The sequence below is a fragment of the Stackebrandtia soli genome (genome assembly GCF_965137155.1).
Classification (GTDB): Bacteria; Actinomycetota; Actinomycetes; order Mycobacteriales; family Micromonosporaceae; genus Stackebrandtia; species Stackebrandtia soli.
This window is the reverse complement of sequence record NZ_CBCRZX010000026.1, coordinates 1-13,401: the sequence shown is the minus strand read 5'-3', so window position 1 is coordinate 13,401 and position 13,401 is coordinate 1. Positions and strand designations below refer to the sequence as shown.

The 13,401-nt window shown below is 67.9% G+C and carries 14 protein-coding genes; 5 read left to right on the top strand and 9 right to left on the bottom strand.

Annotated features, from left to right (window positions below):
- The first annotated feature begins 191 nt into the window (after window positions 1–191).
- Window positions 192–1,823 carry a chaperonin GroEL gene (gene groL / locus ACM9NP_RS15465; protein ID WP_415647397.1) on the top strand — a complete coding sequence of 544 codons (1,632 nt, stop codon included), beginning with the start codon at window positions 192–194 and terminating at the stop codon, window positions 1,821–1,823.
- A 125-nt stretch (window positions 1,824–1,948) separates the two neighbouring features.
- On the top strand, window positions 1,949–2,455 hold the full coding sequence (locus ACM9NP_RS15460) for a hypothetical protein (protein WP_415647396.1): 507 nt from the start codon (window positions 1,949–1,951) through the stop codon (window positions 2,453–2,455).
- A gap of 89 nt (window positions 2,456–2,544) precedes the next feature.
- Here the strand turns inward: ACM9NP_RS15460 and hemB are convergent, their stop codons facing one another.
- The 7 genes from hemB to ACM9NP_RS15425 all read right to left on the bottom strand — a co-directional run bounded on the left by hemB (window position 2,545) and on the right by ACM9NP_RS15425 (window position 8,913).
- Window positions 2,545–3,534 (bottom strand): porphobilinogen synthase, encoded by a 990-nt coding sequence (hemB, locus tag ACM9NP_RS15455; RefSeq protein ID WP_415647395.1) that lies wholly within the window; start codon window positions 3,532–3,534, stop codon window positions 2,545–2,547.
- Window positions 3,531–5,114, bottom strand: coding sequence for a bifunctional uroporphyrinogen-III C-methyltransferase/uroporphyrinogen-III synthase (locus ACM9NP_RS15450; RefSeq protein ID WP_415647394.1), 1,584 nt, complete (start codon window positions 5,112–5,114; stop codon window positions 3,531–3,533). The genes hemB and ACM9NP_RS15450 overlap by 4 nt, the downstream gene beginning before the upstream one ends.
- Window positions 5,115–5,274: 160 nt before the next feature.
- Window positions 5,275–6,603: a glutamyl-tRNA reductase gene (locus tag ACM9NP_RS15445; RefSeq protein WP_415647393.1), complete on the bottom strand. Its 1,329-nt coding sequence runs from the start codon at window positions 6,601–6,603 to the stop codon at window positions 5,275–5,277.
- Entirely contained in the window at window positions 6,603–7,316 is a 714-nt protein-coding gene (locus tag ACM9NP_RS15440; RefSeq protein WP_415647392.1) for a redox-sensing transcriptional repressor Rex, read from the bottom strand. Before ACM9NP_RS15440 ends, ACM9NP_RS15445 begins: the two co-directional genes overlap by 1 nt.
- A 248-nt stretch (window positions 7,317–7,564) precedes the next feature.
- Entirely contained in the window at window positions 7,565–7,774 is a 210-nt protein-coding gene (locus ACM9NP_RS15435) for a hypothetical protein (RefSeq protein ID WP_415647391.1), read from the bottom strand.
- A 76-nt stretch (window positions 7,775–7,850) separates the two neighbouring features.
- Window positions 7,851–8,486, bottom strand: a complete 636-nt coding sequence (locus ACM9NP_RS15430; protein WP_415647390.1) for an HAD family hydrolase — start codon at window positions 8,484–8,486, stop codon at window positions 7,851–7,853.
- A gap of 187 nt (window positions 8,487–8,673) precedes the next feature.
- Window positions 8,674–8,913, bottom strand: a complete 240-nt coding sequence (locus ACM9NP_RS15425; protein WP_415647443.1) for a glutaredoxin family protein — start codon at window positions 8,911–8,913, stop codon at window positions 8,674–8,676.
- Between the two features lie 264 nt (window positions 8,914–9,177).
- Between ACM9NP_RS15425 and ACM9NP_RS15420 the strand changes: the two genes are divergently transcribed.
- The 3 genes from ACM9NP_RS15420 (at window position 9,178) to ACM9NP_RS15410 (ending at window position 12,169) form a co-directional block, all read left to right on the top strand.
- Complete coding sequence (locus ACM9NP_RS15420; protein ID WP_415647389.1) at window positions 9,178–10,008, top strand: sigma-70 family RNA polymerase sigma factor; 831 nt, start codon at window positions 9,178–9,180, stop codon at window positions 10,006–10,008.
- A gap of 156 nt (window positions 10,009–10,164) precedes the next feature.
- Window positions 10,165–11,280: a DUF5667 domain-containing protein gene (locus ACM9NP_RS15415; RefSeq protein ID WP_415647388.1), complete on the top strand. Its 1,116-nt coding sequence runs from the start codon at window positions 10,165–10,167 to the stop codon at window positions 11,278–11,280.
- 55 nt (window positions 11,281–11,335) lie between these two features.
- Window positions 11,336–12,169 (top strand): HAD family hydrolase, encoded by an 834-nt coding sequence (locus tag ACM9NP_RS15410; RefSeq protein WP_415647387.1) that lies wholly within the window; start codon window positions 11,336–11,338, stop codon window positions 12,167–12,169.
- A gap of 57 nt (window positions 12,170–12,226) precedes the next feature.
- Here ACM9NP_RS15410 and ACM9NP_RS15405 read toward each other — a convergent pair whose 3' ends face one another.
- Both ACM9NP_RS15405 and ACM9NP_RS15400 read right to left on the bottom strand, forming a co-directional pair.
- Window positions 12,227–12,766, bottom strand: a complete 540-nt coding sequence (locus ACM9NP_RS15405) for a PIN domain-containing protein (RefSeq protein ID WP_415647386.1) — start codon at window positions 12,764–12,766, stop codon at window positions 12,227–12,229.
- A gap of 41 nt (window positions 12,767–12,807) precedes the next feature.
- Window positions 12,808–13,401 (bottom strand): excisionase family DNA-binding protein (locus ACM9NP_RS15400; RefSeq protein ID WP_415647385.1); only part of this gene is annotated, 594 nt, incomplete at its 5' end.

Sequence of the window (13,401 nt, the reverse complement as noted above, 5' to 3'; positions counted from 1 at the left end):
AACATCACCCGATTTGGCACTCTCGGGGTTAGAGTGCTATACCTGTCATTGGCACTCGCTCTATGTGAGTGCCAACCGCAAGGGGTGGTGGGACCACCGTTGACGCACCGCGTCGACAGCTGGTCTGGGTCGTCGCGGGCCATCCGCCTCGAAGAGACGTGTCAATCGATATCCGAAAGGGTAGAAGCCGAATGGCTAAGATCATCGCCTTCGATGAAGAGGCTCGCCGTGGGCTTGAGCGGGGCATGAACATCCTCGCCGACGCCGTGAAGGTGACGCTCGGTCCCAAGGGCCGCAACGTCGTCCTCGACAAGAAGTGGGGCGCCCCCACGATCACCAACGACGGTGTGTCCGTCGCCAAGGAGATCGAGCTGGAGGACCCGTACGAGAAGATCGGCGCCGAGCTGGTCAAAGAGGTCGCCAAGAAGACCGACGACGTCGCCGGTGACGGCACCACGACGGCGACCGTTCTGGCTCAGGCCCTCGTCAAGGAAGGCCTGCGCAGCGTCGCCGCCGGCGCGAACCCGATCGCGCTGAAGCGCGGCATCGAAGCGGCCGTCGCGGCCGTCGCCGATGAGCTCGCGAAGCTGTCGAAGGACATCGAGTCCAAGGACCAGATCGCCGCCACCGCCTCCATCTCCGCCGGTGACTCGACCGTCGGCGACATCATCGCCGAGGCGATGGACAAGGTCGGCAAGGAAGGCGTCATCACGGTCGAGGAGTCGAACACGTTCGGCCTCGAACTCGAGCTGACCGAGGGTATGCGCTTCGACAAGGGCTACATCTCCGGTTACTTCGTGACCGACCAGGACCGTATGGAGACCGTCCTCGACGACCCGTACATCCTGATCGTCAACTCGAAGATCTCGGCCGTCAAGGACCTGCTCCCGACGCTCGAGAAGATCATGCAGTCGGGCAAGTCCCTCGTCATCATCGCCGAGGACGTCGAGGGCGAAGCCCTCGCGACGCTGATCGTCAACAAGATCCGTGGCACCTTCAAGTCCGTGGCCGTCAAGGCCCCCGGCTTCGGTGACCGCCGCAAGGCCATGCTGGGCGACATCGCGATCCTGACCGGCGGTCAGGTCATCAGCGAGGAGCTCGGGCTCAAGCTCGAGAACGTGTCGCTGGACCTGCTCGGCCAGGCCCGCAAGATCGTCATCACCAAGGACGAGACGACCATCGTCGACGGTGCCGGTGACGAGGACCAGATCAACGGTCGCGTCCAGCAGATCCGCAACGAGATCGACAACTCCGACTCGGACTACGACCGCGAGAAGCTCCAGGAGCGCCTCGCGAAGCTCGCCGGTGGCGTCGCCGTCATCAAGGTCGGCGCGGCCACCGAGGTCGAGCTGAAGGAGCGCAAGCACCGCATCGAGGACGCCGTTCGCAACGCGAAGGCCGCCGTCGAAGAGGGCATCGTCCCCGGCGGTGGTGTCGCGCTGGTCCAGGCCGGTGCGACCGCGTTCGACAAGCTCGAGCTCGAGGGTGACGAGGCGACCGGTGTCACGCTGGTGCGCGCCGCGCTGTCCGCTCCGCTGAAGCAGATCGCCGCGAACGCGGGTCTCGAAGGCGGCGTCGTCGCCGAGCGCGTGGCGAACCTGCCCGCCGGTCAGGGCCTCAACGCCGCGACCGGTGAGTACGTCGACATGCTCGCCGAGGGCATCAACGACCCGACCAAGGTGACGCGTTCCGCTCTGCAGAACGCCGCCTCGATCGCGGCGCTGTTCCTGACGACCGAGGCCGTCGTCGCCGACAAGCCGGAGAAGGCCGCGGCCGACCCGGGCGCCGGTGCCGGTGACATGGGCGGCATGGGCGGCTTCTAGCCCCCGCGTCGTTCAAGTACGACTCGAAGCGGTCCGGTCCCTCACGGGGCCGGGCCGCTTTCGTCGTGCCCCAATGGTTCTGAGATCGGGGGAACCGGGGCGAGCGGGTCCGCGTCACAGTAGGTATGAGACGCATCATGATCACGCTCGTGGCAGCGCTGGCCGTCGGTGGCGCGGCGGCGTGCCAGCCGAAGGCCGAACCGGCGAGCTCCGAGAAGACGACGAACGTCGACGATTCCAAGACCGAACCGGGAGACGAGACCATGTCGGACGGTCTTCCCGAGTTCACGACCGTGACGATCACGAAGTCCGGCGGCATCGCCGGGATCACCGAGACGGTGACGATCGACGCCGACGGCGCGTGGAGCTACGTCAAGGCGCGAATGGCCCCGCAGGACGGGACCTTGGAGGGGGAACGCCTGTCACAGTTGCGCTCGCTGGTCGCCGATCCCGAACTGACGACGAAGGGGGAGCCCTCGACCGACCAGTGCGCCGACATGTTCGTGTACGCGGTCACCGCCGAGACGGCCGACGGGAAGACCGTCGAGACCGCGACGGACGACTGTGGGATCGCCCCCAACGAGACGATGGGTCACCTGCTGGACCTCGTCATCGAGGCGACCCCAATGTAGCGGCCGAGCTCACCGACACCCCGGCACACGGTGACCGCGCGAAGCGGGGGCCCGGCGATTCGCCGGGCCCCCGCTTCGCGCGGCGTCTCTCAGAACTCGCGCCGCAGCAGGTGGGCCAGTTCCTCGGCCCAGTACGTGCAGATGATGCCGGCTCCCGCGCGACGGATCGACGTCGCCGTCTCGACGATCATGCGTTCGCGGTCCACCCAGCCGTTGGCAGCGGCGGCCTCGACCATCGCGTACTCGCCCGACACCTGGTAGGCGGCGACCGGCACGGTCACCTCCGCCGCGACGGCGGCGACGATGTCCAGGTACGGCAGCGCCGGTTTCACCATGACGATGTCGGCGCCTTCGGCGATGTCGAGGGCTACCTCGCGCAGCGCTTCGCGGGCGTTGCCCGGGTCCTGCTGGTAGGTGCGCCGGTCTCCATCCAAAGCAGAGTCGACGGCGTCGCGGAACGGCCCGAAACAGGCGGAGGCGTACTTCACGGCGTACGCGAGCAGGCTCGTGTCCGTGCAGCCCGCTCGGTCGAGCTCGGCGCGCACGGCGCCGATCTGGCCGTCCATCATCCCGGAGGCGCCGAGCATGTGCGCCCCGGCTTCGGCCTGCGCCAATGCCATCCGGCCGTATTGCTCCAATGTGGCGTCATTGTCGACACTGCCGTCCGGCCCCAGCACCCCGCAATGACCGTGGTCGGTGAACTCGTCGAGGCACAGGTCCGACATGACGACGAGCGCGTCACCTACCTCGGCCACCGTGTCGGCGATCGCGACGTTGAGGACTCCGTCGGGGTCGATACCGGCCGAACCGTACGCGTCGCGCGTCTTCGGGATCCCGAACAGCATGACGCCGCCGAGGCCCGCGCCGGCCGCCGAGGCGACGGCCTTGCGCAGCGAATCGCGCGTGTGCTGGACGACGCCCGGCATCGAGGCGATCGGGTGCGGCGCGTCGAGGCCCTCCTTGACGAACAGCGGCAGGACCAACTGCGACGGGTGCAACCGAGTCTCGGACACCAGGGCGCGCATGGCCTTCGTCGTCCGCAGACGACGTGGCCGCACCTCGGGGAACCCGCCCGTCATGACCGGAACCTCAGGGCCGTCGGGCCCTGGACCTTCGCGCCGCGCCGCTGCTTGACGGGGGCCTCGGCCATCCGCTGCTTCAGTTCGACGGCGTACTCGGCGAGCGATTCGACGAGGTCGGGAACGCTCGCGTTCTCGGGACGGGCGTCGACCCGCAGGCCGAACTCGGTCGCGGTCTCGGCGGTGTGCGGGCCGATCACGGCGACGACGGTGCGCGCGTGCGGCTTGCCCGCGATGCCGACCAGGTTGCGCACGGTGGAGGACGAGGTGAACAGCACCGCGTCGAAGCCGCCGGACTTGATCGCGTCGCGGATCTCGGCGGGCGGCGGGGACGCGCGCACCGTCCGGTAGGCGGTGACGTCGTCGACCTCCCAGCCACGCTCCTGGAGACCGGCCGACAGGACCTCGGTGGCGATGTCGGCGCGCGGCAGCAGAACGCGGCTCACCGGGTCGAGCACCTGGTCGTACGGCGGGAAGTCGGCGAGCAGACCGTCGCTGGACTGGTCGCCGGATGGCAGCAGCTCGGGTTCGATGCCGAAGGCGCGCACGCGCTCGGCGGTCGCTTGGCCGACGCACGCGATCTTGATGCCGCCGAAGGCGCGGGCGTCCAGGCCGTGCTCGGCGAACTTCTCCCAGATCGCCTTGACGGCGTTGGCGGAGGTGAACACGATCCAGGCGTACCGGCCGTCGACGAGGCCCTTGACGGCGCGCTCCATCTGGGCGGGGGTGCGCGGCGGTTCGACGGCGATCGTCGGCACCTCGCACGGGATCGCGCCGTAGGTGCGCAGCTTCGCGCTCATCGCGCCGGCCTGCTCCTTCGTGCGCGGGATGAGGACCTTCCAGCCGTACAGCGGCCGGTTCTCCCACCAGCCGAGCTTGCCGCGCTCGTCCACACCGTGGCCGATGCTCAGGACGACGCGTCCGGCGAAGCCGAGCGCGGCCTCGACGAAGGTGTCGACGGTCGAGGACGTCGTGAACTGGGTCTCGCCGGTCACGTCACCGGTCACGGCGACGGTGGTGCTCGGGGTGATCCCGGCGGCCAGCAGCGCGTCGCGCACGCCGGACAGGAGCGAGACGTCGGCGGACAGCGTGAGGCTGCCGGTGGCGACGGCGGAGGTCAGGGTGGCGGGCGTGAGCGCGACCGGGTCGGTCACGTCGACGACGGTGCGCGCCTCCGTCGGCGGCATTCCGGCGTATCCGGCGACAGCGGAGGCGTAGCCAATGCCGGGAATGACTTCGACCGGGATGTCCGTGTTCGAGATCTCGGCGATCTCGGCCGCGACGGCGGCGTTCGGGTAGGCGTCTCCCGCGACGAGCCGGGCGACGTTGCGGCCCTCGGCGGCGGCGGCGATCAGGTCCTTCACGAGCTCGCCGGGCGCGGCGTCGGCGTTGGTGAAGACGGTCTGTTCACCGGCGATCTCGGTGATGGCGTCGAGCAGCGGGCTCGGTATCGTGCGATCGCACACGACGAGTTCGGCGGACTCGATCGCGTCGACCGCGCGCCTGGTCAGCAGGCCGGGATCTCCGGGCCCGGTGCCGACGAACCGCACGCGTCCGGCGATGTTTCGGACATTGCTCATGTACTTCGCTCCATCAGATGTGTTGGTCGGTTGGCCGAGTCGGCGCCGTAACTCGCGAACAGCGAGCCGTCCGGCGCCCCGCCCCCGGCATTCGTCGTGTCGCGCCGGTCGTCGAGGTTATCCGACAACCGGGCAAATGTCACTTTCGAGTCCTTTGTAGTCACATATCGTTCGTGTCGGATGTGGTGGGGGACACCCGAAGGCAATCGGCCACATCACCACCGTCGACGGATTGCAGCACGGGCGAATCGAGCGCGAACAGTTCTCGAACCATTCGCGTGTACGACTCACCGCCGGGTTCGGCGGCGAGCTGACGGACTCGCACCGTCGGTTGGTGCAGGAGTTGTCGGACGACCCGGTGCACGGTGTGCGCGACTTCGGCGCGCTGGTCGTCGGTGAGTTCGGGGGTGCGGCGGGTCAGCCGCGACAGTTCCGCGTCGACCACTTCGTCGGCACGGGTGCGCAGCGCCGCCACGGTCGGCGCGACCTGCGCCGACAGGGCGACGGTGCGGAAGGCGTCGGTCTCCTCGGCGAGGATGCGCTCGGCCGCCTCCAGGTATCCGCCGCCCGCGGCGAGGCCGCCGCTCGCGGACAGGGCGGCGATGTCGACGAGCGTCACGCCCGCCAATCCCTCCACATCGGATGCCACGTCGCGCGGAACCGCGACGTCGCACACGATCAACCGCGATCGCCGCGCGGCCAAGGTGGCCGCGTCGAGGATCGGCGCGGGCGCGCCGGTGGCGGTGACGATGACGTCGACCTCGGGCAGGACCGCGGCGAGCTCGTCGAGTCGCCAGACACGCGCGTCGTAGTTGGCGGCGAGCCGCTTCGCGCGCTCGATGTCGCGGTTGGCGACGTGCAGCGTGGCGACGCCACGACGGCGCAACGCCGAGGACGCCAGAGCGCCCATCGATCCGGCACCGATGACGAGGGCGGATGCTCCGTCCACATCGGTCTCAGCGAGCTCCGTCGCCCGATCGAGGACGGCCGCGACGACGCTCGGCGCGGCGGCGTCCACATGGGCTTCATTGTGGACTCGTTTGCCGACGCGCAGTGCCGTCTGCATGAGTTCGTGCAGCGTCCGTGCCGCGAAACCGTGGTCCCTGGCGAGGTCGTAGGCATCGCGGAACTGGCCGAGGATCTGCGCCTCACCGGCGACGAGCGAGTCGAGACCCGAGGCGACGGCGAAGGCGTGCCGAATCGCGTCGCCCTCGTGGCGGACGTAGAGGTGGCCGGACAGTTCGTCGACGGCGACCCCGGCGTGGCGGGCGAGCAGCTCCGCGATCTGGGTCAGACCGCCGTGGAAGCTGTCGACGGCGGCGTACACCTCGGTCCTGTTGCATGTGGACAGGACGACGGTCTCGGCGACGTACCGCCCGGCGAGCAGCTCGGTGGCGAGCTCGACCGTGCGCGCGGACGGGATCGACAGCCGTTCCAGCATCGACACGGGAGCGGTTCGGTGTGACGCCCCCACCACCAGCAGATTCACTACGCCACCTTATCCACGGACTGTGCGATGGCCGCGTTGTCGCGAGCCTTGCGGTGCTCATGGAACGACAGGATCTGCATCTCGATCGCCAGGTCGACCTTGCGAACGTCGACGTTGTCCGGCACGTCGAGCACGCACGGCGCGAAGTTCAGGATGCTCGTCACACCAGCTTTAACGAGCGAGTCGGCGACACGCTGCGCCGCCGACGGCGGCGTCGTGATGATGGCGATCGAAATGCCCTCCGCGCCGACGACCTTGTGCAGCTGGTCGATGTGGTGGACGGGCAGACCGCCGACGGTGGTGCCGACGAGTTCCGGCGCGACGTCGAACATCGCGACGATCGCGAAACCCCGCTTGGTGAACCCGGCGTAGCCCGCGAGCGCGGCACCGAGGTGTCCGGCTCCGACGAGCGCGACCGAGCGATGCCGAGTCAGCCCGAGGACGCTCGAGATGTGCGTGGCGAGGGAGGTGATGTCATAGCCGACACCGCGCACGCCATAGGAACCCAAGTGGGACAGGTCTTTGCGGAGTTTCGCTGAGTTGACACCGGCCGCGGCGGCGAGGCCCTCGCTGGAGATCGTCTTCTCGCCGGCTTCCGACAGAGTGTGGAGCGCGTGCAGGTATTCGGGGAGGCGCGCGACGGTCGCGTCGGGGATGTCGCGTGGATCCGGCGGGGCCGGGGTCGCGTCGATGGGATTCGATCCGATCGGCAAGGTGCTCTCCGAATGATGGCGAAGACGGCGCCAGCTCGTCGGGGCGTCGTCGTGGCGGGTGCTCGCGGATCAGCTTAGGCGCTTGTGAAGGTTTGCACAAATCGAGCGGGGCACGGCGAGTGCGAGGTCACGGCCGCGAGGCGGCGACGTCGACGCAGGTCAGGCGCGATACCGGGCGTGGACCGACCGGCCCGGCCACATCGAGCAAGGATGTGCCACCCGTCACGTCACGATGGGAGGCTTCCCGATCACCCGACGGTGGCGTCGGTTCCGGGCCCCGAACCGAGCGCGTCGGCGGCGACGGGCCGGTGGTCCGCGCCCGGACGCATGGCGGTCTCGGCCCCGCGCCACGGCTCGTTCGCACGGTTCGAGTACGAACCGCCGTGGGAATCCACTTCCGCGGCGTCGGCGCTGGATGGACGCGCCGAGAGCCGGAGGTGCCTACTGGTGTTCGGCACCGCGGGGGATGCGGAAGCGCCGACAAGTCCACGAGACGATCGGTGCTCACCCTGCGGGACACCGGGTTCCCACGGCCTAGTCGGTTGACGCGATCGCGATCGCGTCGGCGAGCGAATCGGCGACCGGGACGCCCACGGCCTCAAGCGCCGAGCGGGCCGTGAACCCCTTGCTGTACAGAACGCAACGCGCGCCGACGGCCGCGGCCGCGAGCGCGTCGTCGACAGAGTCCCCGATCAGTACGCAGTCGGGGCCGTCGATCGACAGCGCCTCCAAGTGCGCCACCAGGAACGGCCGCTTCGAGTCCTCCGAGGGCCGACGGAGGCCGTCGACCCGCGCGAAATGCGGGGTCAATCCGAAGGTGTCGACGAGCGGGACCAACTCGCGGTGATGCCACATGGACAACAACGACTGGGTGCCGCGCCAGGACGACAGCGCCTCCGACGCGCCGAGCGACAACTGACAACCGGGCAGACGGACGCGATAGTCCGAGTGGAACTGCTCGTCGAGTTTGACGAACTCCTCCGGCGTCAACGGCCGCCCGAGCAGCTCCCCGTAGTACTCGATGATCGGGCGCCGAAACCGGGCGCGGTGCGTGTCCGGGTCGACGTCCAGGCCGCCCGCGCCCGTGATGACGGTCGACGTCGCGGCGGCGACCAGCGCGAAGTCGTCGAGCAGGGTCCCGTTCCAGTCCCACACCAAGTGCGCAGCCATGCCCCGAAGTCTAGGGGCCGCGTTCCGATCCCTCAACCTCCGAGGAGGCGGCCCACGGTTCCTCCACCATCGAAGGGGGAGACTTTCGCCTCCACCCCTCGCACTCCCCCCTCCACCGTGGCCGACCCCAGACGGCGCGAAGGCCAGGCCATCGGACCAGCCCCAGTCCTAGTCACGACCAACCCCGTCAAGCCCTCAGATCGCGGAGCAACCGCTCCTCCTCGACACGCCAGTAGCCGTGCTCTTTGTCGTCGAGCAGTACGACGGGGAGTCGGTCGCCGTATTCGCGGGCGAGGTGGTCGTCGGTGGCGACGTCGATCTCGACCCAGTCCACACCGGAGTGTTGAGAGACGCGCGCCATCGCCGAACGGGCCTCGACACACAGGTGACAGTCCTTGGTAGTCAACAGCTTCAGTCTCACTACTATGTCTCCCCTATGGATAACAGTCGGCTGTGGACGCCCATTAGCCTATTCGGAACGCCCGTGTGGACGCCCCGGGAAAGCATCCATCGAAAGTGTGACAATCTCACGAGTCGCACATCTGGTCCGTTACCGGCCACCGCGAATCGGGACACAATCGTCCAACCGAGTAATCAAGTCCACACGAATCGGCGATTTTGGTCCTATCATCATCGGGTCGGTTCGCCTTCAGACCTTGGGAACCGACATCCCCTCACCCGAGGAGGCCCAGTGCCCGGCACCGTACCGGTGGTCACCACAGCAGACGTCGCGGTCGACATCCGCGTCGCGACAGACACCCTGACGGGTGGGCTGTCGTCTCTTCGACGCATGCTCGCCGTCGATGTCAGCCCCCCGAGGGTGGACGTTCCGCAACAAGTGGACAGTCGCATGGTCAACACGCAACGAAAGAGCCGCCCGTCCCCACGACCGCGCACGAGTTCACGCGGCGACGGTTCGGGCGACGGAGGACAGAACACCACCGACAACGACGAGTCCGGATCCAGTGAGGTCAAACGGCTCGTCGCGGCGGCTCAGGCCGGCGACGTCGAGGCGTTCGGTCGCATCTACGACCGATACAACGAGACCGTCTACCGCTTCATCTACTTCCGAGTCGGCAACCGCCAACTCGCCGAGGATCTCGCGTCCGAGACCTTCCTGCGAGCGCTGCGACGGATAGCCTCGTTCACGTGGCAGGGGCGCGACTTCGGCGCCTGGCTCGTGACGATCGCGCGCAACCTCGTCGCCGACCACTTCAAGTCGGGCCGTTACCGGCTGGAGATGGCGACCGCGGAGATCCTCGACATCGACCGGGAGGAACGCTCCCCCGAGGGCGACCCGGAGAGCATGGTGTGCGACAAGCTCACCAACATCACGCTGCTGCGGGCGGTCCAAGAACTCAACCCTGACCAGCAGGAATGCATCATCCTGCGGTTCCTCCAGGGCTTCACCGTCGCCGAGACGGCGAGGGCGATGAGCAAGAACGAGGGCGCGATAAAGGCGCTCCAGTACCGCGCCGTTCGGACTTTGGCTCGACTGCTCCCCGAGGGCTTCAGCCGCTGATTCGGTGCGCGCCCCCGCGCGACCCATCCACCGAAAACCACCCTTCAAGGCATTCTTCAGCGTAAATATGGCCACGTATTCTGGGATAACCGTAACCTCTTGCCGCCCCCATCCGTTGGAACGGTTGCAATGGTCGGCACCGCACGACGAGAGGGGGTGCGCGACTTGATCGGCAATCCGTTGGACAAGCGCCGAGCCGAACGTTTCAACGAGCTCCTGACCGAAGCCGAGACGGGACGGAGGCGCCACACCAAAACCACTCATGACGAGGACCTGCGACCGCTGGTCGATATTGGACAGGCCCTCTCCACCGCAAGTCGGCAGTCCACCGACGCCAGCGCTCCACGCCCCGAGTTCGCCGCCGAGCTACGGCAACGACTCATGGCTGTCGCCGCCGTCGGTGGTCTCGGGTCGGAATCGGACGCCCCACCAAGGGCGGACCCGGTTCCGTCCCGACCACGCGCCCGCAGGCGTTTCATCATCGCCGGGGCGCTCGCCGCCGCCGTTTTCGGTTTGACCGGAGTGTCGACCGCCAGCGGCGACGCGCTGCCCGGCGAGGCCTTGTACCCCGTCAAACGATCCACCGAGCACGCCCAGCTCGCACTGGCCGGTTCCGACGTCAATCGGGGCCAGCTGTACTTCGAATTCGCGCGGACGCGGCTCTTCGAGGCCGAACAGGTCATCAAGGACCCGGCCGCCGTCACGATCGCCTTCAACGACATGGACGACGACATCCGTTGGGGCATGCAAGAACTGACCTCCGCAGCAGTCGATCGCGCGGACCCCGCCGTGCTCGACATCATCGATGACTTCCTCGACTCGCACCGTGCCGACGTCGCCGCCCTGGCCGACCGTCTGCCGGTGGAGGCCCGCCCCGAGGCCGCCGAGTCGATCGACCTCTCGACGCCTCCATCGAGCGCGTCGAACAGCTCCGCCTCGCCATGCCCTGCACCGAGGACGCGACGCAACTGCGCTCCGACGAGCTCGGCCCGCTCCCCGGCCAGTGCGAGGCGCAGTCCACCCCTGGTGGCGACGGCACGTTCGCCACCGGCGACACGACGACGAACAGCCCGCCCGACGACACGTCGTCGACGCCGGGCGAGAGCGATCCGTCCGCGTCGCCAAGCCCGTCCCCCTCGACGTCACCCTCCCCGACCGAAGACGAGGAGGACGACGGAGGCGGCGGCCTACTGTCCGAATTGGGCGATCTGTTGTCGGGGATCTTCGGATGAGCCCACGGGAGCACGCCGCCGCGTCGACGGTCGAGACTGATCAAGGCGACGACGGCGGTGTGCCTCCGCCACGCATTCCAGATACGCTCGACGGCGTGGCAAACGACAAGCCGGACGAAACCCCGGCGGAGCGCCCCGCCGACGGACAACCCGAGCGCTCCGCGGCATTCTTCGATGTCGACAACACGCTCGTACACGGCGCGTCGATCTACTGGTTCGCTCGGGGGCTCGCCGCGCGCCGGTTCTTCCGAAACCGCGACCTCGCTCGTTTCGCCTGGCAACAGGCCCGCTTTCGGATGCGCGGCAAGGAAAACCGTGATCACATCGCGGACATCAAGGAATCGGCCCTGTCCTTCGTCGCCGGTCGCCGGGTCGCCGACATCGTCACTCTCGGCGAGGAGATCTTCGCCGAGACGATCGAGGCCCGCATCTGGTCGGGAACGCGCGCGCTCGCCGAGGCGCACCTGACGGCCGGGCAACGCGTGTGGTTGGTCACGGCGACCCCGGTCGAGTTGGCGAGCATCATCGCGCGGCGCCTCGGTTTCACGGGCGCGATCGGCACGGTCGGCGAGGTTCGTGACGGCCTGTACACGGGCAGGCTCGTCAGCGACATCATGCACGGCCCGGCGAAGGCGGACGCGATCCGCGAGCTCGCCATCCTGGAGGGGCTCGACCTGTCGGAGTGCACGGCCTACAGCGATTCGGCGAACGACCTGCCGATGCTGTCCGCCGTCGGGCACGCCGTCGCCATCAATCCGGACCCGAGGCTCCGCCGTATCGCGCGAATCAACGGCTGGCAGGTGCGCGACTTCCGCGCCGGACGTAAGGCGATCCGCCTCGCCGTGCCCGCCGCCGTCGCGGCCGGGGCCGCCGCCGGCGCGATCGCCGGCAGCGCGGCCTGGCGCCGCCGCACCGGACGCCGCCCTTAACCCATGCGGAAGCCCTCGGACGATGGACGCATTCGACGGCCCCAAGCAGAGGGGACCCTATAGGTAGCGTCTGGCTTCGGAAGCGAAACGTGACACACCTGAACGGTCCAAAACGCCAAGAAGGCTCAAGACCGTCCGGGGTTCTCGGCGATACCGCTGTGCCTGGCGGGTCAATGCGTCGAGTGTCCTGCCCGGATAGAGGTCCAGCTGATCCAGAAGATAGAGGTCCAGCTGATCCAGAAGGAAGTCGTCCGGGCTGACAGCTTCGATGTGGTAAGGCTGAAGATCCTTGGCTTTGAAGTCGCTCCCATTGGCGGTGACGATCACCTCGGCGCCACCGCAGATGGCCGCCGCCAGGACATGCCGATCCTTTGGATCGTTGGGCATGTCCGATATCAGCGGTTCGTAACCGGTGACCTCGGCGTCCCTGAAATACCTGCGCATCTGTGCGATCCGTCGATCCGCGGCCTCCTGCGGAATCCGTGTCGCCAGATTTCTGCGAAGCTCCGTCAGGATATCCACCGACCACAGCGGACGGTACGCGCACTCCTCCGCGAGTGACAACAACGTGTCGCACAGGTACGCCGGATACAACACACGTGTCCAGCATCGCTGGAAAGCCCACCCCTGGTCCCCTTTTACCTGCTCTGGCCCGGCGGTTCGATCGTGTCGTATTGGCCGGACGCCTCGCCTTCGGCGACCATCTCGTCAAGACCGACGCGTCGTTCCGCACGGCTACAGTCCTGGTATTCCATGACATCCCGCAGCAACAACCTGCGGTGTCTGCCTCGCATGCTGTGTGGAATCTCCCCTTCGTCCAGGAGACGAACCAGCGTCGGACGGGAGATGCTCAGCAGATCAGCGGCTTCCTGCGTGGTGAGCATGGTGTTGTGCGGTGCGATCGTGATGGCGAGGCCTTGAGACAACGCCTCCACGACCTCACGCAGGGCCCGATAGACCTCGCTGGGTAGCTCGATCAATTCACCGCTCGGGGCCACCAACTTGGCCTGCCGCGTAGGATGCGCCGCCAGCAAGCGCGCCACCGCGTCCAGCCTCAGATGCTCCTGCGGTGGCAGGATCGTTCTTTCCTCCAGAATGCCGACCATGACGCACACCTCCGGCCCCCAGGATACCAGTATTCGAAAAAAACGAAACAGCTTCGGACGTAACGCCGACCCACCCGTTGGCGTCCGGAGCGGCAGGGCAGGTGTGGGTGGGGCGAACGCTTGGGT